The 23,817-nt window shown below is 63.4% G+C and carries 20 protein-coding genes; 14 read left to right on the forward strand and 6 right to left on the reverse strand.

All coding sequences use genetic code 11. The features are described 5' to 3' along the window. Positions 1–49: 49 nt before the first annotated feature. Positions 50–1,942 (forward strand): MBL fold metallo-hydrolase, encoded by a 1,893-nt coding sequence (locus P1M51_RS17050; RefSeq protein ID WP_276248933.1) that lies wholly within the window; start codon positions 50–52, stop codon positions 1,940–1,942. A 32-nt stretch (positions 1,943–1,974) separates the two neighbouring features. On the opposite strand, the gene P1M51_RS17055 is transcribed toward P1M51_RS17050, so the two are convergent. Further along, positions 1,975–3,078, reverse strand: a complete 1,104-nt coding sequence (locus P1M51_RS17055; RefSeq protein ID WP_276248932.1) for an Ldh family oxidoreductase — start codon at positions 3,076–3,078, stop codon at positions 1,975–1,977. A 111-nt stretch (positions 3,079–3,189) separates the two neighbouring features. Here P1M51_RS17055 and P1M51_RS17060 point away from each other — a divergent pair, with 111 nt between their 5' ends. From P1M51_RS17060 to P1M51_RS17075, 4 genes are all read left to right on the forward strand, one after another. Next, positions 3,190–3,798, forward strand: coding sequence for a carboxymuconolactone decarboxylase family protein (locus tag P1M51_RS17060; protein ID WP_276248931.1), 609 nt, complete (start codon positions 3,190–3,192; stop codon positions 3,796–3,798). Between the two features lie 61 nt (positions 3,799–3,859). Beyond that, positions 3,860–5,308 carry an amidase gene (locus P1M51_RS17065; protein WP_276248930.1) on the forward strand — a complete coding sequence of 483 codons (1,449 nt, stop codon included), beginning with the start codon at positions 3,860–3,862 and terminating at the stop codon, positions 5,306–5,308. 47 nt (positions 5,309–5,355) lie between these two features. After that, complete coding sequence (locus P1M51_RS17070) at positions 5,356–6,447, forward strand: mandelate racemase/muconate lactonizing enzyme family protein (protein WP_276248929.1); 1,092 nt, start codon at positions 5,356–5,358, stop codon at positions 6,445–6,447. Between the two features lie 52 nt (positions 6,448–6,499). After that, positions 6,500–7,672: an enolase C-terminal domain-like protein gene (locus tag P1M51_RS17075; protein WP_276248928.1), complete on the forward strand. Its 1,173-nt coding sequence runs from the start codon at positions 6,500–6,502 to the stop codon at positions 7,670–7,672. A gap of 16 nt (positions 7,673–7,688) precedes the next feature. On the opposite strand, the gene P1M51_RS17080 is transcribed toward P1M51_RS17075, so the two are convergent. Beyond that, positions 7,689–9,260 (reverse strand): TCP-1/cpn60 chaperonin family protein, encoded by a 1,572-nt coding sequence (locus tag P1M51_RS17080; RefSeq protein WP_276275199.1) that lies wholly within the window; start codon positions 9,258–9,260, stop codon positions 7,689–7,691. A gap of 175 nt (positions 9,261–9,435) precedes the next feature. Between P1M51_RS17080 and P1M51_RS17085 the strand changes: the two genes are divergently transcribed. From P1M51_RS17085 to P1M51_RS17120, 8 genes are all read left to right on the forward strand, one after another. Beyond that, positions 9,436–10,422, forward strand: coding sequence for a C-terminal binding protein (locus tag P1M51_RS17085; RefSeq protein WP_276248926.1), 987 nt, complete (start codon positions 9,436–9,438; stop codon positions 10,420–10,422). A 58-nt stretch (positions 10,423–10,480) separates the two neighbouring features. Then, positions 10,481–11,371, forward strand: a complete 891-nt coding sequence (locus P1M51_RS17090) for a dihydrodipicolinate synthase family protein (protein ID WP_276248925.1) — start codon at positions 10,481–10,483, stop codon at positions 11,369–11,371. A 76-nt stretch (positions 11,372–11,447) separates the two neighbouring features. Continuing rightward, a complete protein-coding gene (locus P1M51_RS17095; RefSeq protein ID WP_276248924.1) occupies positions 11,448–12,710 on the forward strand; it encodes a mandelate racemase/muconate lactonizing enzyme family protein in 1,263 nt (420 codons plus the stop codon). 156 nt (positions 12,711–12,866) lie between these two features. Then, positions 12,867–14,378 carry an ABC transporter substrate-binding protein gene (locus P1M51_RS17100; RefSeq protein ID WP_276248923.1) on the forward strand — a complete coding sequence of 504 codons (1,512 nt, stop codon included), beginning with the start codon at positions 12,867–12,869 and terminating at the stop codon, positions 14,376–14,378. Between the two features lie 209 nt (positions 14,379–14,587). Continuing rightward, positions 14,588–15,535, forward strand: a complete 948-nt coding sequence (locus P1M51_RS17105) for a carbohydrate ABC transporter permease (protein WP_276248922.1) — start codon at positions 14,588–14,590, stop codon at positions 15,533–15,535. A gap of 2 nt (positions 15,536–15,537) precedes the next feature. Continuing rightward, the gene (locus P1M51_RS17110) at positions 15,538–16,386 is read left to right on the forward strand and encodes a carbohydrate ABC transporter permease (RefSeq protein ID WP_276248921.1); all 849 of its coding nucleotides are present in this window, start codon (positions 15,538–15,540) and stop codon (positions 16,384–16,386) included. Positions 16,387–16,504: 118 nt separating this feature from the next. After that, a complete protein-coding gene (locus P1M51_RS17115) occupies positions 16,505–17,671 on the forward strand; it encodes an ABC transporter ATP-binding protein (RefSeq protein ID WP_276248920.1) in 1,167 nt (388 codons plus the stop codon). A gap of 99 nt (positions 17,672–17,770) precedes the next feature. Beyond that, positions 17,771–18,826: a tartrate dehydrogenase gene (locus tag P1M51_RS17120; RefSeq protein ID WP_276248919.1), complete on the forward strand. Its 1,056-nt coding sequence runs from the start codon at positions 17,771–17,773 to the stop codon at positions 18,824–18,826. A 43-nt stretch (positions 18,827–18,869) separates the two neighbouring features. Here P1M51_RS17120 and P1M51_RS17125 read toward each other — a convergent pair whose 3' ends face one another. The 4 genes from P1M51_RS17125 to P1M51_RS17140 all read right to left on the reverse strand — a co-directional run bounded on the left by P1M51_RS17125 (position 18,870) and on the right by P1M51_RS17140 (position 22,656). After that, complete coding sequence (locus P1M51_RS17125; RefSeq protein ID WP_276248918.1) at positions 18,870–20,036, reverse strand: enolase C-terminal domain-like protein; 1,167 nt, start codon at positions 20,034–20,036, stop codon at positions 18,870–18,872. 60 nt (positions 20,037–20,096) lie between these two features. After that, positions 20,097–20,441 (reverse strand): cupin domain-containing protein, encoded by a 345-nt coding sequence (locus tag P1M51_RS17130; protein WP_276248917.1) that lies wholly within the window; start codon positions 20,439–20,441, stop codon positions 20,097–20,099. A gap of 63 nt (positions 20,442–20,504) precedes the next feature. Further along, entirely contained in the window at positions 20,505–21,293 is a 789-nt protein-coding gene (locus tag P1M51_RS17135) for an SDR family oxidoreductase (RefSeq protein WP_276248916.1), read from the reverse strand. Between the two features lie 70 nt (positions 21,294–21,363). Continuing rightward, on the reverse strand, positions 21,364–22,656 hold the full coding sequence (locus P1M51_RS17140; RefSeq protein ID WP_276248915.1) for a lactate racemase domain-containing protein: 1,293 nt from the start codon (positions 22,654–22,656) through the stop codon (positions 21,364–21,366). Between the two features lie 139 nt (positions 22,657–22,795). On the opposite strand from P1M51_RS17140, the gene P1M51_RS17145 reads away from it, so the two are divergent. Then, on the forward strand, positions 22,796–23,770 hold the full coding sequence (locus tag P1M51_RS17145; protein ID WP_276248914.1) for a D-2-hydroxyacid dehydrogenase: 975 nt from the start codon (positions 22,796–22,798) through the stop codon (positions 23,768–23,770). Positions 23,771–23,817: the final 47 nt, after the last annotated feature.

The following is a 23,817-nucleotide window of genomic DNA, read 5'->3' on the forward strand; positions in this document are numbered from 1 at the left end:
TGTGCAGTATGTGAACGCTTAACCTTCCGGCCCGCAAGGTGCGGAACGTATGACCAACGCCGTGACAGCAGCCGGGCTCGAACCGCTCTCTGAGAGCCTGTATCGATACCGCGATTCGTGTAACGCTTACGCCGTCGTCGATGGGGACGCGGCCCTCATCATCGACCCGGGGTCCGGAGAAATCGGCGAAGTCCTCGCAGACGCGGGCGTCGAAACCGTCGAGTGGGCACTCCACACCCACCACCACCGCGACCAGTGCTGGGGGACCGACCAACTAGTCGAACGCGGCGCGAAGGTCGCCGTTCCGGAGCACGAACGCTTCCTGTTCGACGATGTCGAGACGTTCTGGTCGCGAAAGCGCCTCTACGACAACTACAACGACCGGAACACGTTTTTCACGCGGGGGTCGTCGCTCCCCGTCGATGAAACCCTCGACGATTACGAGACCTTCGCGTGGCGCGACTACGAGTTCACCGTGATTCCGGCGAAGGGACACACCGGCGGAAGTAGCACGCTCCTCGCGACAATCGACGGCCAGCGCGTCGCCTTCTGTGGCGACCTCATGCGAGCAGGAGGCCACCTCCACGACCTGCATTCTATGGAGTACGAGTACAGCGACATGAAGGGCGTCGTGTTCACGATACAATCGCTGAACGCCCTTGAATCAGCGGTTCCGAACCTCGTCTGTCCGGGCCATGGGGACGTGATACACGACCCCGAAGCGGACGTGGACAAACTCAGGCGACGGCTCATGCGCCTCGTCGACCTCGGCCCGCACGGCGATTCCGCGGTCGAGACGCTCGGCGTCGGGAGTCGGGCGTATCTGCCGGAGATGCGGATGGTGCAGGTATCAGACCACCTGCTCTGGGGCGGTCCGTGGACCTGTTCTAACTTCTACGTCCTCTTGAGCGAGTCGGGGAAGGCGTTGTTCGTCGATTACGGCCACTCTCTGCGCGAGCACATGATGATCGGCCGCGAGCGAGAAGACATGGAACGGATGCGGTTCGTCGAACACCACCTGGACGAACTCCGCGAGGAGTGGGGCGTCACCGACTTCGACGTGGTAATTCCCACCCACATCCACGACGACCACACTGTCGGCATCCCCCACCTCCAGCGTCACTACGACGTGGACTGCTGGTCGCTCGACGAGGTGGCGAAAGTCATCGAAGACCCCGCCGCGTGGTCCGCCATGCCCTGCGTCATCCCCGAACCAATCGACGTGGCCCGGACGTTCACCGACGGCGCGACGTTCACCTGGGAGGAGTACGAATTCACCATCCATCACGCGCCCGGACAGACCGAGTACCACGCCGTCGTCGCCACCGAGGTGGACGGGCGAACCGTCGCGTTTACCGGTGACAACTACTTCGAGGGCGAGACGGTGGTTCACCCCGACCGCAACGAGCAGAAACCCCACCAGACGACAGTGCTTCGCAACAGCTTCCAGTTCTGGATGCACGAGAAGTGCAAGGAGGTGATGCGCGAGGTCCAGCCAGACCGCATCTGTCCGGGCCACGGCGAGGTACTCGACGCCGACCCGCTCGACATCGAGGAGTACTGCGACTTCATCGACCGCAAGGAGTCGGTGTTTCGCGACCTCGTCCCCGAACCCGAGGCACAAGCTGTGGACCTGTTCTGGGCGAGGTTGCTTCCGTATCAGCAAGCCGCCGCACCCGGTGATTCTGTAGAGTACACCCTGCTCGTGCGGAACAACTTCGGCGAACCGACGACGGTCGGCGCACGCCTCCGCGATGCCGACGGCGAGGTGCTAAGCGAACGTCGGTCGATTGCCCTCGAACCTGACGACGAGGGCGAACTCGCGCTCTCCGGGCAGATTCCGGACGATGCAGATTCAGGCCGCAGGGTCCTCACAGCGGAACTGTTCGTCGAGGGCGAATCGAAAGGTCCGGTGGTCGAAGCGATAGTCCACGTCGAATAGCGCGTCGCCCGCTCGGGTGGGTCCTCCCCAGTTCACGCCTCGAACGAAGCAGGAATCGCCGCTTCCACACCGGTTCGACGGGCCACGTCCGCGAGAAGGTCGAGCGTCGCCTGTTCGAAAGGAATGCCCTCGTCGATGCGCTCGCGTCGCAGTTCGTGTTCCAGTTTCCCCGGAAGCACCGCCCGGTCGCCCTTCGCGATTGGGCCGGTCCCGACCGATTCGCTGTAGTTAGTGTTTTGAATCATGTCGCGGAGTGTCTCGATTCGCGCTCGGTTCGCCGCACGGGTCGCAAAGCGGTCGGGGTTCGCCAGCATGAACAGTGCCCCGTTGTTCACGTTCTCCCGCACGTCGTCGCCCGAGACGGTGTAGTCGCCGACGTACCCGGCGAACACCTCGGCTATCATCGCCAGGCCGAACCCCTTGTGCCCTGAGGTTAACCCGCCGAGTGGAAGGAGTGCGCCGACGCCGTCCTCGTACGCCTGGGAGTCGGTGACGAAGTTCCCCTCCTCGTCTGTGACCCAGCCCTCGGGGAGCGGTTTGCCCTCGACGGCCCGCTTCGTGACCTTGCCGTGGGCCACCTGGCTCGTTGCGATGTCGAGGACGATTGGGTAGGGAGTCGCACCGAAGGTTGGTGCGCCGAAGGCGAGGGGATTCGTCGAGTACTGGCGGTCCGCGCTCCCCGGCGGCGCGACGAGGTGGTCTGTCCCGCCGGTGTTCACGAACGCGGCGAACAGTAATCCCGCGTCGGCCGCGCGTTCGGCCCACTCGCCGATGCGTCCGAGGTGTGTGGCGTTGCGAATGCCGACGATAGCGACGTCGTACTCGCGGGCGATGTCGATACCCACGTCCACCGCGCGACGGCCGACGACCTGTCCGTACTGGAGGTTTCCCTCGACCTGCGCGGTCGTGTCCGAGGGGCGTTCGATTTCGACAGCTGCCTGCGGGTCGATGTCCCCCTCGGCAACCATCTCGCGATAGCGGGTTCCCATCCTGATGCTGCCGTGTGAGCCGTGGCCGCGAAGGTCCGCTTCGACGAGTGATTCCGCAACCTCTGTGGCCACTGTCTCAGGGGCTCCCTGTGCCAAAACGAGGGCGCGTACGAACGATTCGAGTTCTCCCGCGTCAATCTGTCGCATGGTTCGTCCGACTTTTCGAGCGTGGATAAATCCTCAGGTGGGCCGCCACAATCGCCGGTTTTCGGCGAGACACGGGCGAACGTATTTGTCCCCGCTTGGGAATTCTCTGGCATGGCTCGCATCCCCTACGTCACCGACGACGACCTGCCCGAAGCAGCGCGCGAACTCCTCGGTTCCTACCACTCGATGGAACGCGAATTCGTCCCCCACATCGCAGACCCCTCCCCCGAGTACCTCGCCTCCCGCCGCGACCGCCGACCGAACGTCTACGGCGCGCTCGGCAACAACCCGGGCGTACTCGCCGTGTTTCGCGAGATGGCGAGCGGGATTCGAGGGAGTTGCGGGCTAAGCGAGTACCGCCGCGAACTGGTCATCCTCACTGTCGCACGGAGCGTCCGCGCCGACTACGAGTGGCACCAGCACGTCCCCATCGCGCTCGCCGGCGACGTGACCGAAGCCGAGATTCGCGCCATCTCCGCGGGGCGGACGGACGCGTTCGCAGACCCTGAAGCTGCGCTCGTCGCTTACGCTGGCCGGGTCGCCGCCGGTGCTGTCACCGACGCAGACCACACCGCCCTCGCCGAACACTTCGACGCAGAACGCATCGTCGGGACGAATATGCTCGCCGGATTCTATCTCGGTCTCGCCCGAATGCTCGACGCGCTCGGCGTCGAACCCGAAGAATCGTTCGTCGGGTGGGAACTCGAAAATCTGTCGTAGCGAGACGCTCTCATTATTCATTCCGGGATACCTTTTTCACGACAGTCAGCCAGTCTCAGGTATGTCCGAGTCACTGTGCTACGAGTCTGCGACACGGCTTGCAGAGCGAATTCGAACCGGCGATCTCTCACCGGTCACAGTCGTCGAAGCCCACCTGAACCGCATCGCGGACCGTGACGACGCGGTGAACGCCTTCGTGACGGTAACCGAATCCCGGGCACTGGAAGCCGCCCGTGAGGCAGAACGTGCCGTCGAAGCGGGTGAATCCCTCGGCCCGCTCCACGGAGTTCCAGTGGCGATAAAGGATTTGCAGAACGTCGGCGGCGTCCGAACCACGTTCGGGTCCCGCCTGTTCGAGGACCACGTCGCGGACGCGGACGACCCATTCGTCTCCCGGCTTCGAGAGGCGGGCGCAATCGTCATCGGGAAGACCAACACTCCGGAATTCGGCCTCGGGTGTACGACAGACAACCTCGTCGCTGGACCCACTTCGACGCCGTTCGCCCCCGGCCTGAACTCGGGGGGTTCCTCGGGCGGGGCGGGAGCGGCGCTCGCAGACGGGATGGCCCCACTCGCTCAGGGGTCTGACACGGGCGGGTCGATTCGCACGCCAGCCGCCTTCTGTGGGGTCTACGGGCTGAAACCCTCGTTCGGCCGAGTTCCCCGAGTGAGTCGGCCCGATGCATTCGAGGCCCATACGCCGTTTTCCCACGTCGGCCCGATGGCGAGAACGGTCGAAGACGCCGCGCTCATGCTCTCGGTGATGGCCGGCCCGCACCCCGAAGACCCGTTCTCGCTGCCTGACGATGGCGTCGAATACGTCGGCGCGACCGACCGCACGATCGACGACCTGTCTATCGCCTACAGCCCCGACATGGGCATCTACCCTGTCTCGCCCGAGGTGCGCGACGTCGTCGCCGAGGCGGTTTCGGTGTTCACCGAAGCGGGCGCGAACGTAGCGCAGGCGGACCCGGATTTCGACTGCGAACAGGCAGACATCCTCTCAGCGTTCTACACCTTTGCAAACATTCGCTGGTACTCGCTGTTCGACAACTTAGAACGGGAACACGGACTGGACCCTTATGGCGAAGACCGCGAGAAACTTCGACCAATCACGGTCGAAACCATCCTCGAAACCGACCCGGTGACGACCCGCGAGTACAAGCGGGCAGACGCGGTTCGAACGCGAATTTACGACGGTATTCAGGACCTCCTCGCGACGTACGACCTGCTCGTGACGCCGACGCTCGCGGTCCCGCCGTTCCCCCACGGCGAGCACCCGGCGGAAATCGACGGCGTGGAGACCGAACCACTTCGGGGCTGGGTGCTCACCCAGCCGTTCAACATGTCGGGCCATCCCGCCGCCTCGATTCCCGCCGGATTCACCGACGACGGCCTCCCGGTCGGCTTGCAAATCGTCGGTAGACGGTTTGCCGACGACGATGTCATCGCCGCGAGTGCCGCGTTCGAACGAGAACGGCCCTGGGAAAACGCCTACCCACCGCGCTGAGACCGGGGCGACCGAAACGCTTTGTCGCTGCCCGAACCACGTGAGCCATGGAAATCACGGACGTTCGGGTGGACACCCTGCAAGTCCCACTCGCGAACGAACTCGGTGACGCCCGCGCCTCGGTGAACGAGCGATTCTGGGTGGTCGTCGAACTGGAGACCGACACCGGCTACACTGGAACCGGGTGGCTGGGCACGTGGCGGGTGCCCGACCTGTTCGAACGCTACACACGCTCGTTCGCGGACTTGCTCGTGGGCCGAGACCCCTTCGCCACCGAATCGCTCCGGGAGGCGATGCGCGAGCGCACGCTCTACTACCCAGGTGAGATAGGCTTCTCCGCAAATCCACGGTCGGCCATCGACGTCGCCTGCTGGGACCTCAAAGCGCAAGCGGCAGGCCGCCCGCTCTACGCGCTGCTCGGGGGCGAGGAGCGTGAGATTCCGGCCTACTGTTCGCGCCTCGACGCGGGGTACGACGAGGAAGAATTGGTGGCCAACCACGCGGAGGCAGTCGAAGACGGTTTCGACGCGGTGAAGACGAAAGTCGGGGGCAGACCGCTCACAGAGGACGTGGCGCGAGTCAGGGCACTTCGCGAGGAACTCGGCCCCGACGTGGAGATTCTCGTGGACGCGAATCAGGCGTGGACGCCCGCCGAGGCGATACGAGCGATGGCCGAACTCGAGCGTTTCGACGTCGGGTGGGTGGAGGAACCCGTCTCCGAATTCGACGTGGCTGGCTACGAGTGCGTTTCCGCCCAGGCCACCGCGCCCATTGCCACAGGAGAGATGTTCTACCGCCTCGACCGGCTGCGGCAACTGCTCACGGCAGGGGCCGTCGATGTTGCCCAGCACGACTTGCTTCGCGGGGGTGGCATCACCGGCCAGTGGGACGCCGCCCGCCTCGCTCACGCCCACGGCGTTCCGTTCGCCCCGCACATCTACTACGAACTGTCCGCCCACCTCGTGAGCGCCGCGCCGACGGGCCGCATTGTCGAATACATCCCCGAATACGACGTTACGCCGGTTCTCGAAAACGCCCCCGAGGTCGCAGACGGCTGCGTTCACCTGCCGGACGACCCGGGCCACGGCTATCGAATCGACCCCAATGCGCGGGCGGAGTACCGCGTAACGTTCGATTGACGCGGGTCGCCCCGACCCAAACCACCATTACCCCGGGCGACGACGCACACTCATGCCACCGGCTATCACGCGCATCGAGACCGTCGAGTTCACCTATCCGATAGCAAACGCCACGACGAATCCGCGCGGCTTCGACCTGGCCTACGCGGAGGGCGCGACCCACGACCGGACGACCTACGCGCTGCGAATCGAGACGGACGCGGGAATCGCCGGCGAGTACGTCGGCGGCAATCCACCCGCCTTCGCGCAGGTGAACATGGTCGCAGACTACCTCGTCGGGAAGAATCCGCTCGCCCGCGAGAAACACTGGAGCGAACTCAAGCGAGCGTTGCGTAAGTACGACCGCATGGGAATCGGTCCGCTCGACATCGCGCTGTGGGATTTCGCGGGGAAGTACCACGACGCGCCGATCCACGAGTTACTGGGCACGTACCGCACCCGGCTTCCGGCCTACGCTTCGACGTACTTCGGGACGGAGGGCGGTGGTCTCGAATCGCCGACCGAGTACGCGGATTTCGCCGAAGCCTGCCTCGACCGCGGGTTCGGGGCGTTTAAGATTCACCCAGTCGGTGGAATCGACGACCGCGACTTCGACCAAGAAATCGAGACGGTTCGAACCGTCGGCGAGCGCGTCGGCGACGAGATGGACCTGATGCTCGACCCGGTTTGTGAATATGAGACGTTCGGTGACGCGCTGAAGGTGGGCAAAGCGTGCGACGAAGCAGGCTATTTCTGGTACGAAGACCCCTACCGCGACGGCAGCACCTCACAGCACGGCCACCGAAAGCTCAGAGAGGCGCTCGATACACCCCTGCTCATCACCGAGATGCTGCGCGGACTCGAATCGCACACCGATTTTGTGGCAAACGAGGCGACCGACTTCGTCCGCGCCGACCCCGAGTGGGACGGCGGAATCACCGGCGCGATGAAGATTGCGCGCGTCGCGGAAGGCTTCGGCCTCGACGTGGAGTACCACCTCTCCGGCCCGGCCCAGCGCCACTGCATGGCGGCGACCCGGAATTCGAACTTCTACGAACTCGGACTGGTCGGTCCCGAGGCGACGATACCACACGCAGAGGGCCCGTTCTACGCGGGTGGCTACACCGACAGCATGGACGCGGCGGACGACGGGACGTATACCGTTCCCGAGGGGCCTGGCCTCGGCGTCACCTACGACTGGGAATACATCCGGGAGAACGCGCTCGGCGGGCGCGTCTACGAGTGAAAAACAGGCGACCAGGTCAGCCTTCGATGCCGAATTCGTCCGCGCGTTTCGGCGGGGTGTCCTTGCTCAGGTCGTTTGCCTCGAGTTCAGCGTCGATGCGCACGAGTTGCGCGGCGAGGTCAGTCGCGCCGGTCCAGACGTCGCGTTTCAGGTCGGCCGGTTCCACGATGGGGTCCGATTCGAGGACGTCCCGTATCTCGCCGTAGATGCAGTCGATGCCGGTCGTCGTCCGCCCCTCGTGGGTGGCCACACGGAGCCTGATGACGCTTCGCCAGCCGTCCATGCCGCCGTTGACCGCGAGCGAGCGAGGAATGTCCGCGAGCGCATCGCCAAACGCTTCGATGGCCAACTGCTCTGCACCGGCAACCGAGCGGGCGTGGTCGCGGACCGCTTTCGACGCGCTCATCTCGACGGCCCCGCCGCCGGCCACGACGGTTCCGGACGACTGAGCGCGGCCAACGGCTGCGAGCGCGCTCTCGACAGACCGCTCGAAGGCTGCCACCGACCGCTCGTCGGGGGCACGACAGAACAGCGTGAACACCGGGTTCGCGTCGGCTTCGACGACTATCAGGTCGCGCCCCGCTCGCCGGGTGAGGCCGACGTTCGCGGTGCCGAGCGTTTCTTCGGTCAGTTCGCCGAGGGAGGGGACGATGGTCGCACCCGTTACCCGGGCGATTCGCGGGAGGTCTGCGTCGTCGACGCGCTGGACGGCGAGCACGCCCGCGTTCGCCAGATCGCGTTTTACGCTATCGTTGATGGCCATCCCGGTGACGATGAACTGGCAGCCAGCATCGACGGCGGCCGCCAACTGGTCACGGAAGGCCTCGCGCTCCTGGTCTGCGAACGCCGCCCGGTCCTCGAAGCCCTCAACAGAGAGCGAGAGACGAGTGTCGGTCCGGCTTCGCTCGCCGCCGTATCGCGGGATGTCTACCGTGTCAGTGAGCACCGCGACCCCGGTGTCGTGAAGCGAGCGGGGCATCCCCTCGGCGGCCGGGTCGCGGTCGAGGACGACGCCAGCGACGAGTTCGGTCTCGGCTTCCGCACCGCCGAGCCGCGAGCTGACCTTCACCATCGATGGGTCGAACTCGCCGCCCTGGGCGACGGCATCGACCACGCGGGCGAGGTAGTTGCCGAGCTGGTGGCGGGTGTTCGGGTTGCGCGTTCCGGTGAGTGCGGTTCTCGCGACCGCTTCGACGCCGACCGTCGAAAGCGGGCGGGCCTGTTGGTCGAGGTGGTCGCAGGCGACGGTGACCGCCTCACGGAACCCGCGTTCGATGACGGTCGGATGGAGCCCCATCTCGGAGAGCCGACTGGCTTCGTCCAGCAGCGCCCCGGTGAGCGCGACGAGCGTGCTCGCGCCGTCGCCCTCCGTTTTCCTGAAGTCGCTCGCCGCTGTTTTGAGCAGCGAGACGGCCGGATTGTCGATGTCGAGCCGGTCGAGGACGAGCGACCCCGAGGACGTGGTCGTCACGGTTCCCTCGGCCCCGATGACCAGTTTGTTCGCGCCGAAGGGCCCGAGTGTCGTGCGAACGATGTCGCAGACGGTTCGGGCGTCGGCGGTGAGACGGTCGCGCGCGTTGTCAGCCATGCTAGAGGGTGTCGGTCATGGACTCTTATGTTTGTTGTGTCTCAGTCCACCGAGGGCGGGCGTGTGCCATGGCTAGACTTATCACGACAGTCTGCAAACGGTTCGACCGAACATGGCAGATGCTGAACGCACGAACAGAGAGACGCAGGTTCGAAAAACCGACGGGAGGTAACAGATGGGCACGTACACAATCGTCTTCACGGACCACTCGTTCGAGGACCTCTCGGTCGAACGGTCGGTGCTCGGCGACGACGCGGACTTCCACGTTCTCTCAGAAGAAGCGGACGTGAACGCCCTCGCCGACCTCGACGAGGCGGATCGAGACCTGCTCGCTAACGCCGACGCCGTCGTCAACCTCGTCGCCGAGGTGGACGCCGAAATAATCGCCGAACTGTCGCAGTGTCAGGTCATCTCCCGGTACGGTATCGGCGTAGACAACATCGACCTGGCCGCCGCGACAGAGCGGGGAATCTACGTGACAAACGTCCCCTCCTACTGCGTCGAGGAGGTTTCGACGCACGCTCTCGCGCTCATTCTCGCGCTGGCCAGACGGCTAAAACCCTACGACGAATCGCTCGCCTCGGGAGGGTGGAAGGCCGAACGCGCCCCGCCGATCACCCACCGATTCTCCTCCCAGACGGTCGGCGTCGTCGGATACGGGCAACTCGGGCGGCGCGTTGGCGAGAAGGCAGCGGCGCTTGGCGCGACCGTTCTGGCCGCGGACCCGTACCTCGAACCCGGCGACCTCGCGGAGGACGACGCGTCACTGGTCGAATTCGACGAAGTGGTCGCGAAAGCTGACTTCCTTACCGTGCACACGCCGCTCACCCCCGAAACCCGTGGCCTCATCGACGCCGACGTTTTCTCCCGGATGAAGTCGTCCGCCCACGTCGTGAACGTCGCCCGCGGCGGCATCGTAGACGAGGACGCACTCGAAGCGGCACTCTCGACGGGGCAGATTGCCGGGGCCGGCCTCGACGTGTTCGAGACCGAACCTCCCGCGACAGGGAACCCGCTCCGAGGGCACCCACAGGTCATCGCCACCCCGCACCAGGCGTGGTACTCGGCTGAGGCAGACCGAGAGCGACGCGAAGTGGTCGCGAAAACGGTGCTGACCGCCCTTCGCGGGTCGCGACCCTCGAACGCGGTCAACGACCCCTGAATCGCCCGTTCGGACCGCCGACCGTACACTTATCACTCGCGCCCGCACACCAAGTAGCATGCGAATTTATGGCATGATTCCGCCGATGCTCACGCCAACGCTGGACCGCGACGGCGGCATCGACGTGGCGGCACTCAGTTCGTTCACCGAATTTCTCGTTGCCGGCGGTGTCCACGGACTGTTTCCGTGTGGCTCTATCGGCGAGTTCTCCAGCCTCACGCGCGACGAGCGCCGAACCGTGGTCAAAACGGTGGTCGAGGCATCGGGGGACACCCCCGTCATTGCCGGGTGCGGCGGGACGAGTCTCGCCGGCGTCATCGCGAACGTGGACGCCGCCGCGGACGCCGGGGCCGACGCCGCCGTCGTCGTCACTCCCTACTACCTCTCGACGACACAGGAGGGCCTTGCGGAGTTCTTTACGCTCGTCGCAGACCGCTCGCCGCTCCCCATCGTACTCTACAACATTCCGCAACTCACCGGGCAAGAAATCGCCGTGGAGACGGTAACCGAACTCGCGGCTCACGACTCAATTGTCGCAATCAAGGATTCGTCAGGGAACGCAACCTACCACTACGAACTCGTAGAGATGACACCCGACGAGTTCTCGGTCATTCAGGGAATCACGGCGCTCGCGCTCTCCTCGCTCGACGCCGGTGCAGACGGCGTCATCGGCGGCCCCGCGAACGTGTTTCCGGGGTTGCTCGCAGAACTGTACGACGCCTACGAACGCGGCGACCGCGACCGAGCAGTTACCCTCATGAACGACGTGGTGAATCCACTCGTAAGTACCTACGCGTCGCTTCCCACTCCTGTTGCGATAAAGTTCCTCGCCCGGTGGGGTGGTCACGAGGTCGGCCCGCCACTGGTTCCGCTGTCCGGACTCACCCGAAATCAGGAACAGCGACTGGTCGATGCGTACGAGACGGTCGAATCGCGCGTGAACCGGTAAATTAGTTCGCGCACGTGAGGCATCCTGGCCCGGAGAAAACCCTTTATCGTCGGTCGCTAACACGTAGCATGACTGCATGATTGACGAACCAGACTATCGTATCCCACCCGGCGGTGGCGTTCCGTGGCGCGACCTGAGCGTTGACGAAGCACACCGTCCGGCCGAACGCGACATCGAGATTACCAACATCGAGACGATGGCCCTCGCGGGCAACTTCACGTGGGGAATCGTCAAGGTAGAGACGAACACCGAACACTACGGCATCGGCGAGACGTTCCGTGCAGAGGCCGCCCTCGACATGGCCGAGCGACTCATCGTGGACCTCGAAGGCGAGAATCCCCTCGACATCGACCGACTGGTCGAACTGTTGAACCAGCGATACACCGGTTGTGGCCGCATCGGCCAGTCGGCGTTCACCGGAATCGAGACTGCCCTCTGGGACATCAAGGGGAAGATCCTCGGCGTTCCTGTCTACGAACTGCTCGGCGGAAAGTACCGCGACCGCATCAAAATCTACTGTGACACCCACGGTGGCGAATCCCTCGGCGAGGCGGCCCACCGCGACCCGAAAGACGTGTACACACCAGAATCTTACGCGCAGGCCGCTCGCGAGGTGGTCGACGACGGATTCGAGGCGCTCAAATTCGACCTCGACGTGCCAACGCGTCGTGACGTCGATACCGCCGCACGTCGCCTCGACAACGAGGCCATCGACCACAAAGTGTCGCTCGTCGAGGCCGTTCGCGACGAAATCGGCTCCGACATCGACCTCGGGATGGACCTCCACTGGAACTTCACGCTGGAGACCGCTCGCCGACTCGGGAGGAAACTCGAACGGTACGACCTGGCGTGGCTCGAAGACCCCGTTCCCCCGGGGCAAATCGAGAACCACGCGCTGCTCACACAGGAACTCGACGTGCCGATTCTGACGGGGGAGAACGTCGTCACCGCGGATGGATTCGACGAACTCGCGCGGGCCGGCGCGATGAACATCGCCGCCCCCGACGTTTCGAAGTGTGGTGGCCTCTGGGAACTCCGAAAAATCGCCTTCGTCTGTGACCTCCACGGCATCCCGATGGCGACACACAACATCGCGAGTCCCGTCGGAACCGTCGCCGGGGCACACTTCAGTGCGGCAATCCCCAACTTCCTCGCGATGGAGTACCATGCCCGCGACGTGCCGTGGTGGAACGACCTCGTGGTCAGAACCGCCTCACCAAACGACCCGGTTCTCGAAGCCGGATATGTCGACCTCCCGGAGGGACCGGGACTCGGCATCGAGATCGATCCGTCCGTGGCGGAGACCTACCTCACCGACGGTTCGGAACTCATCGTCTGAGGTGCGCGGGCGCGCTGGAACCGGTCTCGAAAAGGCCCGTATTTCACCACGTCGTCCGGTCTACGCCCACGATTCGTTTATTCCGCAGGCAGTAAGCGGCAATTATCGCTATTTTGAAAAACACTTATTACATAGTCAGTAAAAGCCATATGCGTTATGTCACAGGGTGACACGGCTGCGGATGGGTCCGACAGGGATAGCTCCCGGCGGGACTTCCTCAAAGTAACCGGCGCTGCGGCAGCGACGGGCGCATTGGGAGGACTCGCGGGTTGTACAGGCGGAGGCGGCGGAGGCGATGGTAATGGTGATGGCGGTGGTTCTGCGAGCCTCACCATCAACTACCTCTGTGCCGAAGCCGCGGAGAACTCACTTACGAAACCACTGTTCAACAAATCGGTCAAACGATTCGGCGACCAGAACGACGTCCAAGTGAATTTGCAGGCGGCGTCCTACGGGGACATCAAGTCGAAGATTTCTTCGACCGTCTCCGCGGGTAACCCACCGACGCTGGCCGAGTTCGGGTCGGCTGGTCTCGAGTTCTTCTTGGACGATAAGGTTCCAGACCACGGACAATGGGTCGACGAATCGGATTCGTATCCCGACAACTGGAGTGCCGCGTCGAAGTCCGTCGCCGACTTCCGGGGTACGTACTGGTCGGGCGGTCCGCTTCGCCACTCGGTTTCGAACCTGGGCATTCGCCCGAAAGTGTTCAGCGAACACGGCGGGGTGTCTGACCCCTTCGAAGACCTGAAGACCTGGAGTGGGTTCTACGACGCGCTCAACCAGATTGCAGAGAGCGACGCAGACATCATTCCGTACGAGGAAACAGGGGTCTACAACGACTTAGAATCCTACTGGGGTCACGCCCGAACGGCGTACACCGGTGGAGACGACCCGTGGATTCGGGGCGACCCGGAGAACCCGGAGGTGCTCATCGGAAGCGACGGAGAAAACGGCAAGCGCACTGACGGCATGATAAAGAACGTCGTCAAGCTCGCAAACGAGTTCTCGAGCGAAAAGTCTGCACAGCGTGGCGACGAGGAGATTCCGTCGCTCATGCTCACAGACCGCGTGGCGTCGTTCACGTACATGACTCAGAACTTCACCCGCTGGCGGTCGGTGAAGGAGGACGCCAAAATCGGCTGGCACGACGGCGACGGCGACGTGATGTTGCTCCCGAACCCGAAACTCGACGCCGACTACGGCTCGAACGTCGGTATCAGCGAACTCGAAGGGCTCGAGGGCGAACACGGCGGCCACGTCTGGGCACTCGAGCAGGCCCACGGGGTCTTCGACGTCGGCGACCAGAAGAAGATGGACGCCGGCTGGGACCTGCAGGTGTTCCTGCGCTCCGACGAAGAGCACGTCTTCGAGTGGCTCGGTGAAGCCTACCCGGCGATTCCGGCGGACGCCCCGATGCAGGAGGCGCTGCTCAACGAGTACACGGACCTTCCACAGAACTTCACGCAAGTGCTCAAGAACCTGGACAACTACGGTACCCAGTACAACAGCACTGGCGCAGACTGGGACGTGAAGGGCACCGACCAGATTCGGTGGACGGACATCAACAAGACGATCAGCCAGTCCATCGCGGGGCAAGAGCCACTGGACGGGCTGCCGGACAAAATCCGCTCGAACGTGGATACGACGCTCTCAGAGCGCAACTGAACCGGTACACAGAACAATTTTCCATTTTTCACGACACAGAGCGATTGCGACCAGTCGCGACCGGATGCTGTTTGGCGTCGATTTCATTCGCGGATACTAATCCAGTGACACGACGGGGCCGTCAGGTGTGAACGTCTCTCGGAGATGCACCATTTTTTTATACTAGCTTCGTATATTCAACTGTATGCCTATTAGAGGTGGGTGTTAACGTGTCGCAAGAGCAACGCTCCGCCGACCACATTCGGCAGAAGTATGGACTGGAAGACCGGACCATCGTAGACCGAATGCGTGAGAACTACGCCGGGTACATCTTCATCATTCCGACGTTCGTGATGTTCACGCTGCTGTTCTACATCCCGATGTTCCGGGGGATCGTGTTGACGTTCACCGACGCGACCCTCGGTGGCACCAGTGCGAACTTCATCGGGCTCGAAAACTACACCTGGTTGTTGTCGAACGACCTGTTCGTGTTCGCGCTGGGATGGACCATCGTGTTCGTCATCGCGACGACGTCGCTGCAACTGGGTATCGGGCTCATCGTCGCACTGCTGTTGAACGAACTCAGACGTGGCGCGAAACAGACGATGAGCGCCGTGTTGATGTCACCGTACTTCTCCGCGCCGCTCGCGGGCGGTGTCATCTGGTTCTGGTTCCTTGACGGCGACTTCGGTCTCGTGCCACGCATCGTCGCCGACCTCGGAATGAGTCCGCCGGCGTTCCTCGCCTCCGGATTTTGGCCATACGTCTCGCTCATCGTCGCCCAGGCCTGGCACGACTTCGCGTACGCGGGTATCATTTACTCGGCGGCGCTCACGTCAATTCCGAGCGAGCAGTACGAGGCGGCCGCCCTCGACGGTGCGGGTCGCCTGCGTCGATTCCGTGACGTGACGCTACCCCACCTGTTGATTCCGACGGTCATCATCCTCGCGCTGCGGACGGCGTGGAACATCGCGGAGTTCGCCCAACCGTTCGAACTCACCGCCGGTGGGCCGGGCACGCGGACGATGTTGCTGTCGATTCTGACCTACGAGGTGGCGTTCGTGCAACTGAGCTTCGCTCGGGCGTACACCATCGGCGTCGTGATGATTCTGCTGTCAATGTCGGCGGCCATCATCTACGTCACCGCCATCAAAGAAGAGGAGGAGCTGTACGTCTAACCATGATTAACGAAACCAAACGAGCGAAGACGCTTCTGTGGGTCGCCATCGCCGTACTCGCCATCTGGGCATTGCTGCCGTACCTGTGGGTGCTGCGGACGTCGGTGCTTACGAACTTCGCCGCTGTCAGTCCAGAAACCCCATACCTGCCGTTTATGGGCGACAATACCCTCACGCTTGATGCCTTTACCCGCATCTGGAATCGGGCGGACTTCCCGCTGTTCTTCCGAAACAGCCTCATCGTCGCCGTCGCCGCGACGGTGCTCTCACTGTTCTTCTCGATTCCGGGTGCCTACGCTTTCGCGCGACTGGACTTCCCGGGCAGACAACTGCTGTTCTACACGGCAGTGTTCACCATCATGTTCCCGTGGATCGTGCTCACGATTCCGGTGTACGAGATGTTCTTCACCCTCGGCTGGGTGAACACGCTGTACGGCGTCATCATCGCCGTGGCGATTTTCATCCTGCCCCAGAACATCTGGCTGCTTCAGGGGTTCTTCAGGCAGGGAATCCCACCCAACATCGAGGAGGCGGCACTGCTCGACGGACACACAGAAATCGGTGCGTTCCTGCGCATCGTCCTGCCGCTTTCGGCACCCGCAATCGGTGCCGCGGCACTGTTCTCGTTCCTCTCCGGATGGAACAACTTCCTGTGGGTGTTCATCCTGACGAGCGACGAGGAGGTCCGGACGGCGACAGTCGCTATCCACTACATCCTCGGGAGCGACGTGCTCCGCGAATGGAACATGCTGATGGCCGCCGTCGTGGTGCTCGTCGCGCCACCGGTCATCTTCTACGGCATCGCAGAGCGCTACGTCGGAGAAGGGCTCGGTGGTGGTCCCGGTGGATAATTCGCCAAACGGGCGCACACCAGCCGCGACTGGACAGAACGCACGGCCACACGGTGAACGCGGGACCGGCGTGGGCCGAATCGAACACAGCTGTGAAACTCCCGTATAAGACACGACCATGGCAAGCTTGCAACTCGACAAACTGACGAAGGTGTTCGATGGGTCTTCCGGGCTCATCGTGGCAGTAGAAGAACTCGACCTCGACATCAAAGACGGCGAATTCATCGTCGTCGTCGGCCCGTCCGGGTGTGGCAAATCGACCACCCTCCGGATGGTCGCCGGCCTCGAAACCGTCTCAGACGGCGAGATTCGAATCAACGACGAGGTCATCAACGACAAAGCGCCGAAAAATCGCGACATCGCGATGGTGTTCCAGAGCTACGCGCTCTACCCGCACAAGACGGTCCACGAGAACATGGCCTACGGTCTGCGCCTCTCGACGGACCTCGCAGACGAGGAAATCGACAAGCGGGTCGAAGAGGCCGCGACGATGATGGGCATCGAAGACCTCCTCCAGAAAAAGCCCGGGTCACTCTCCGGCGGGCAACAACAGCGCGTCGCGACAGGACGGGCAATCGTCCGCGAACCCGAGGTGTTCCTGTTCGACGAACCGCTGTCGAACCTGGACGCGAAACTCCGCCAGCACATGCGGACGGAACTCGCCCGCCTGCACTCCGAACTGGGCATCACGACGATGTACGTGACCCACGACCAGGAGGAGGCGATGACGATGGCAGACCGCATCGTCGTCTTGAACGACGGCAAACTCCAGCAGATCGGCGCGCCAAAACAGGTCTACTACGAACCGACGAACGCGTTCGTCGCGGACTTCATCGGGTCGCCGAGCATGAACTTCTTCGACGCGGAATTGCAGGAAAACGGCGACGGTTCTGGCGTCCTCGTCCACGACAGTTTCACCTACGCCGTCTCGCCTGACGTCGTCCGTAACATAGACACGAACGGTGGGTCCACCGAGGTCATCCTCGGCGTCAGACCGGAGAACATCGAACCAGCGACCACCGCGCCGGAGGAAAAGACCATCACCGGGAAGGTGGACGTGGTCGAAGTCGTTGGGTCTGACAACTTCATCTACCTCGACCTTGGCGGCAAGGAAGTACGGGTGCGAACCGATTCGGACATCGAACCGGACGTTGGGTCCACGTTCACCTTCACTCTCGACGAAGACGACATCCACCTGTTCGATGCCCACTCGGAGGTCGCCCTCACCCACGGAACCAAAGAGGCAAAGGCAATCCCCGAGTCGGCCCTCGAAACCTCTTCCTGAGTCGCACAGACGACCGTTTTTCGCCCGATTCGCGCCGATTTTTCGAGTGTTCGAGGACCCGACCGCTATCTTTTTAGTGCTATTTGCTAACTCATAGCTGTGACATTCGAAATTGCACTCATTCCAGGCGACGGTATCGGCACGGAAGTGACGGACGCGACGGTTCCGGTGGTCGAAGACCTCGCGCAGCGACATGGCTTCCACGTCGAGACGACGCGGTTCGACTGGGGCAGCAGGCGGTATCTCGACGAGGGGGCGATGATGCCGGACGACGCCCTCGACACGCTCGCCGACTTCGACGCTATCTTCCTCGGGGCGGTCGGCCATCCGGATATCAAAGACCACGTCAGTCTCCGTGGCCTCATCCTCCCGATTCGAAAGGCGTTCGACCAGTACGTCTGCGAGCGACCGTCAGTGCTCATGGAGGGCATCGAAAGTCCCCTCGCGGGGTACGAGGGCGGTGATATCGACTTCGTCGTCTACCGGGAGAACACGGAGGGCGAGTACGCGGACGTCGGCGGGCGTGAACATCAGGGCCACGACCACGAAATCGCCATCCAGAGCGGCGTGTTCACCCGGGTTGGCGTCGAGCGCATCGTTCGGGCTGCCTTCGAGGCGGCCACCGAACGCCGGAACAAACTGACGAACGTGACCAAGTCCAACGCGCAAGCCTACGGGATGGTGCTCTGGGACGAGGTGGTAGAGGAAGTGGCAGAAGAGTATCCACAGGTCGAAGTAGAGCGCCTGCTCGTGGACGCGGCGAGCATGGACCTCATTCGGCGACCGGAGGAGTTCGACGTCATCGTCGCCTCGAACCTGTTCGGCGACATCCTCACCGACATCGGTGCCATCGTCTCGGGAAGCATGGGCCTCGCCCCCTCCGCGAACTACAACCCGGAAAACGAGTATCCGGGAATGTACGAACCCGTCCACGGGAGCGCCCCTGACATCATGGGCAAAGGCATCGCCAACCCGCTCGGAGCCATCCTCTCAGCCTCGATGATGCTCGACGACCTCGGTGAATCGGCCGCCGCGGCCGACCTCTGGGACGCGGTCGAAGCACAACTCGCAGACCCAGACGCGCCACGAACCGCGGATATCGGCGGCGACGCGGGAACGATGGACGTCGTCGAAGACCTTCGCCAGCGGCTCTAACCCGGCACAGTTTTTTGGAAAATGTGAGGGCGTGGGCGGTGGGTCAGTCGTAGACGCGTCCACCGAGGGCGTTCTCCTCGATGTACTCCCAGTCGTAGGTGACCCCGAGGCCCGGCCCGTCGGGGACCGAGACCATCCCGTCAGAATCGATGGTGTCGAGTTGGTCCGAGTAGCCATCGAGGTAGACCGGCGGCGAGGTGTTCGAACACTTCGGTCCGACGAGCGCCATCTCGTAGTAGTTGGAGTTACGCGTCGCAGCCATGCAGTGGCGCTGGGCCGGTCCCGGTGCGTGATACTCCACGTCCAGACCGAAGCCCTCTGCCACTCGGGCCACCTTCATCGCACCCGTAATGCCGGCGTCGTACTCTGGGTCGGCGCGGACGAAGTCCGTCGATTCGTTCGCGATGAAGTCGGTGTGCGATTCGAGCCCCCGGACGTGTTCGGTCTGGAGGATGGGCGTGTCGAGTTGTTGGCGAAGTTTCCGGTGTGCATGCTGGGAGATGCCTGCGTCGCGGAATGGATCTTCGTACCAGAAGAAACCCGCCTCGTCGCACGCCTTGCCCACCTTCAGCGCGTCACCGTAGGTTTCGAGTTGGCAGGCGGGGTCAAGCATCAGGTCCATCTCGTCGCCCACTCGCTCACCAACTTCATGGACGGTGTCGATGACGCCATCCGTGTCTCGCCAGTCGCCGTCCCAGACGTGAATCTTGTAGCCGGGATAGCCCATGTCGAGACACTCCTCGGCGAAGTCAGCGTAGGCAGACGGCGAGTCGAGACCGCCGTTTCGGTCCCCGCCGTAGGTAGACGCGTAGGTCGGCAGTTCGGTTCGATACGTGCCCAATAACTCGTGGATCGGCGCGTCGTGGTACTTCCCCGCGAAATCCCACAGCGCGATGTCGAGCGGACCGATTCCCATGCGGTCGTACTTCCGGAGGGCGCGTTTCATCTCGGACCAGTGTTTCTCGCGGGCGAGCGGGTTCTTCCCGATGAGGTAATCGGCGACCATGTGAATCTGCGCGAAGGCGGGCGAGTTGCCGCCGACGTACTCGCCAGTGATTCCCTCGTCGGTGTGGATTTGCAGACCGAACAGTTTGCGTTCGCTGGTCGCCCCTTCCTCGTAGGCGAGGCTGAAGCCGTTTGGCGCGTACCCCACGTCCGAAAGCGGGTAGCTAAACTCGGTAGACTCGATGCGCGTGATAGTCGGTGGCATCCCGCACGGACAGACGGGAAGCGCCGACAAATAGCTTCGCGACGCGGCGAGCGTGGCCCCCTAGGCGCGGTCGAGCCAGAAGTCGAACGAACGACCCGGCGCGAACACGTCGATGCCGACCGCCACCGCATCACCCGTGTTCTCGACGCGGTGGGGTTCACCCGACTCCAGCCAGACCGAGTCGTACGGGCCGAGTGTCACCTCGTCGTCCTCGGTGTAGACGGTCAACTCGCCTTCGGTGACGAGACAAACCTGCTCGTTTTCGTGGTCGTGCATGGGCGAGGAGTGGCCCGGTGGCTTCTCGAACCACTCGAAAGAGAAGGCGGGCGACCCTGCCATCTCGACACGCCGCCAGCCGTCTTCGGGTTCGTACGACTCCGCTTGCTCGAAAGGAACGTCTTCCATAGCCGGTTGGTACACTCTCACACGGAGCAATGAATGTTGGCGTGGCGGCACGAACCGCGAGAATTAGAGGTTCGACCGCCCCTGACCGCCGTCGATGACGATGGACTGACCGTTGATGTAACCCGCCTTCGGCGAGGAGAGGAAGGCGACGGTGTTGCCGAGTTCCATTGGGTCGCCGATGCGTCCGAGGGGAACCACAGACCCGCGGGCTTTCAGCCCCTGTTCGTAGCTCTCGTAGTCGCCGCGTTCGACGCCCTGTTCTACGAGATCAGTGATGCGGGAGGTTTCGTGGGAGCCGGGCAAGACGGCGTTCACTCTAATGTCTGGGGCGAGTTCACGCGATAGCGTCTTCTCTAAGCCGATGACGCTCATGCGCACCGAATTCGAGAGCACGAGCGAATCGACGGCTTCTTTCACGCTCTGTGAGGTGATGTTCACGATAGTTCCCCCACCGTCCTCTAGGTGCGGCGTCGCCTCCCGAACGAGGCGCACCGCGCTCATCACGAGCAGGTCGTAGGTTCGATACCAGTTCTCGTCGGTCGTTTCGAGGAAGGGGCCGGACGGTGGGCCGCCCGAGGACGTGACGAGGTGGTCGAGGCCGCCGAACTCCTCGACGGTTCGCTCGACGAGTCGTTCGATGTCCTCGGGGTCGGTCAGGTCGCCCTGTACGCCGACGATCTCACCGCTGCCGACCGATTCGAGTTCCGAAACCGCCTCCGCGAGTCGCTCTTCGTCCCGGCCGTTCAGGACGACGTTCGCGCCCTCTCGGGCGAGCGCCGTTGCGGATGCGTTGCCAAGACCACTGCTCGACGCCGTCACGAGTGCGGCGTTCCCACTGATTTCGAGGTCCATGACAGGGAGTGACGGACGCGCCCGCTAAAATTCTTCGTACAGGGGCAACAACCCGGAGAACAGGCTGCGGCTACTCGATAGGGTCGAACGTGGGTTCCCCCCGTTCGAAAGAGAGTCTGGACTCTCCCGTGACGCTGACGTGGGTGACGTCTTCTCGAGCGAGGGCGGACGAGACGCGGAACGCGGAGAGGTGTCCCGTATCCCGAATCCACGCGATACGAACCGTCTCCGGGTCGTACGGGCCGATGGAGGAGACGGCGGCGGTCAGCGCGTGTCGGTCAGTCGGGAGCGCGACGGGCAAGCGGGCCTTCGAGAGCGATCCACTCGTGAGTGCGTTCGTGTAAATCTGGTCCAGGTCGAGTTCAGCAATGACGGCCTCGGTGGTGAGGTCGGCGAGGCCGATGCCCTGGCCGTTGCCGTGGGTCGCCTCGGTCAGGCCGCGGACGAGGATGCGTTTGATGTCCGGGAACTCCGGGTCGTCCGTGTTCAGGACCTCGTAGCGCCCGATGACGTTGGTGTCCATGCCCGCTCCCGAGATGTCCTTTCCAATCTGGTCGACGACCAGCACGTCCAATTCGTCGTACGGGAGCATCGGCATGTGCTCGTAGGCCCGTTCGAGCAGGTCACCCTCACGCTCGGGCAAGTCCCCTGCCGGCACGCCCGTGACTTCCGCCGTCTCGTCGTAGAAGTTCTCGACGATGGCGACTCCGCCGAGATGGGTGGTCGCCTCTCGGACTACCTCGAACGCGCCGCCGATAGCGGGTTCGTACCCCTTTACGAGCGCCTGCTCGTGGATGGCTTTCGCACCCACCTGCTTGCCGAGGCCGATGGTGGACATCTTACACAGGCCACTCTCGAACGTCCCGTCGAAGTTGGTGTGGGCCTTGATGCGATTGACGACCAGAACGGCGTCGGCTTCGAGAACCGTCTCTGCGAGGTAGACGTCCCCACCGATGGCCGACTCGCCGACGAGTTGGGTGTCCATCCGTGGGTCAATCGAACAACCAAGAGCGTCCTCCGTCAGGCCGAGCGTGGCGAGCGTCCTGCGCTGGCCCTCCGCGGTCGCGCCCCCGTGGCTGCCCATCGCGGGGACGACGACGGGGTCGAATCCTCGGTCAGCTAATTCACCGACGACGGCCGTGGCAATTTCCACGATGTTGGTGATGCCGCGACTGCCGAGGCCGACAGCGACGGTGGCCCCCGCCGGAAGCGATTCGAGCGGGAGGTCGCCGACTGCCGCCCTCGCGGCGGCCGCAACGTCGTCGAGTTCCGGTGCAGGTGGGTCGTAGGACATGTCGAAGAAGGTGGGAAACGACACGTCTGGGAGTGCCGCCTCGACGGTGTCCGGGTCGGGGAAGTCCATTTGCGTGGGTATTCGGCCGGGGGGCCTAAAGCAGTTCCTCGAACCGGCAAGGTGCGCGTGGGCATCCGATATTATAAGGGGGTTGCCCGCACAGAGTGGGGCGTATGCAGCCACATTCGACGCGACGGGGTGGTTCGCGATGAGCGACTTGTCCCCAGACGTACTCGTACTGAGACGCGGCGCACACGGCATGTCATCTGCGGACCTGGCGGCAGAACTGCGCGACCGATTGCCCGACTACGACGTGGTTCGGGCGTCGACGCCCCAGGAAGAACGTGAAGCCATCGCGACGGCTCCCGTCGCCGTTGGCCACCGCCTCGACCCGTCACTGCTCGACCACGCAGAAAACCTGAAACTGTTCGCCTGTGCAGCCGCGGGCGTCGGTCACCTCCCCTTAGAGCGCCTCGAAGAGCTGGGCGTGACCGTCACGAACGCCTCGGGCGTCCACGGCCCGAACATTGCAGAACAGGTGCTCGGTAACATCCTCGTTTTCGCCCGCAACCTCCACGTCGGGTGGGAGCGCCAGCAACGACGCGAGTGGCGCCACTTTCAGGCAGCGAATCGGGAACTCTACAGAAGCACCGTAACCGTGGTCGGACTCGGCTCGATTGGCGAGGCAATCGCCGAGCGACTGGATGCGTTCGGTGTCCACACAATCGGCATCCGGTACACGCCCGAGAAGGGCGGCCCGACAGACGAGGTGCTCGGTTTCGAGGAAGCCGACCTCCACTCGGCGCTCGCCAGGAGCGATTACGTCGTCATCGCCTGCCCGCTCACCGAAACGACCCGCGGACTCATCGGTGCGGCGGAGCTCGAAACGATGGAACCCCACGCCGTCCTCGTCAACATTGGTCGCGGCCCAATCGTCGATACCGACGCGCTGTTGCAGACAGTGAAGGACAACGCCATCAGAGGGGCCGCACTCGACGTGACCGACCCCGAACCGCTGCCCGAAGACCACGAACTCTGGGGGATGCAGAACGTCCACATCACGCCGCACAATTCGGGACACACCGTCCAGTACTACCCGCGCGTGGCCGACATCGTCGCCGAAAACCTGGCGCTGGTCGAGGAGACGGGCAATTACGAGAACCTGAACAACCAGGTCAACTGACTGGCGACGGTGCGCGAACCGCCCTCGTGACGGGGACTCCATTCGTC

The sequence above is a fragment of the Haladaptatus sp. QDMS2 genome (assembly GCF_029338295.1).
Lineage (GTDB): Archaea > Halobacteriota > Halobacteria > Halobacteriales > Halococcaceae > QDMS2.

Coding starts and splice junctions, on each gene's coding strand:
- P1M51_RS17050 (WP_276248933.1), top strand. CDS start 50: ATGACCAACGCCGTGACAGCAGCCGGGCTCGAACCGCTCTCTGAGAGC.
- P1M51_RS17055 (WP_276248932.1), bottom strand. CDS start 3,078: ATGCGACAGATTGACGCGGGAGAACTCGAATCGTTCGTACGCGCCCTC.
- P1M51_RS17060 (WP_276248931.1), top strand. CDS start 3,190: ATGGCTCGCATCCCCTACGTCACCGACGACGACCTGCCCGAAGCAGCG.
- P1M51_RS17065 (WP_276248930.1), top strand. CDS start 3,860: ATGTCCGAGTCACTGTGCTACGAGTCTGCGACACGGCTTGCAGAGCGA.
- P1M51_RS17070 (WP_276248929.1), top strand. CDS start 5,356: ATGGAAATCACGGACGTTCGGGTGGACACCCTGCAAGTCCCACTCGCG.
- P1M51_RS17075 (WP_276248928.1), top strand. CDS start 6,500: ATGCCACCGGCTATCACGCGCATCGAGACCGTCGAGTTCACCTATCCG.
- P1M51_RS17080 (WP_276275199.1), bottom strand. CDS start 9,260: ATGGCTGACAACGCGCGCGACCGTCTCACCGCCGACGCCCGAACCGTC.
- P1M51_RS17085 (WP_276248926.1), top strand. CDS start 9,436: ATGGGCACGTACACAATCGTCTTCACGGACCACTCGTTCGAGGACCTC.
- P1M51_RS17090 (WP_276248925.1), top strand. CDS start 10,481: ATGCGAATTTATGGCATGATTCCGCCGATGCTCACGCCAACGCTGGAC.
- P1M51_RS17095 (WP_276248924.1), top strand. CDS start 11,448: ATGATTGACGAACCAGACTATCGTATCCCACCCGGCGGTGGCGTTCCG.
- P1M51_RS17100 (WP_276248923.1), top strand. CDS start 12,867: ATGTCACAGGGTGACACGGCTGCGGATGGGTCCGACAGGGATAGCTCC.
- P1M51_RS17110 (WP_276248921.1), top strand. CDS start 15,538: ATGATTAACGAAACCAAACGAGCGAAGACGCTTCTGTGGGTCGCCATC.
- P1M51_RS17115 (WP_276248920.1), top strand. CDS start 16,505: ATGGCAAGCTTGCAACTCGACAAACTGACGAAGGTGTTCGATGGGTCT.
- P1M51_RS17125 (WP_276248918.1), bottom strand. CDS start 20,036: ATGCCACCGACTATCACGCGCATCGAGTCTACCGAGTTTAGCTACCCG.
- P1M51_RS17130 (WP_276248917.1), bottom strand. CDS start 20,441: ATGGAAGACGTTCCTTTCGAGCAAGCGGAGTCGTACGAACCCGAAGAC.
- P1M51_RS17135 (WP_276248916.1), bottom strand. CDS start 21,293: ATGGACCTCGAAATCAGTGGGAACGCCGCACTCGTGACGGCGTCGAGC.
- P1M51_RS17140 (WP_276248915.1), bottom strand. CDS start 22,656: ATGGACTTCCCCGACCCGGACACCGTCGAGGCGGCACTCCCAGACGTG.
- P1M51_RS17145 (WP_276248914.1), top strand. CDS start 22,796: ATGAGCGACTTGTCCCCAGACGTACTCGTACTGAGACGCGGCGCACAC.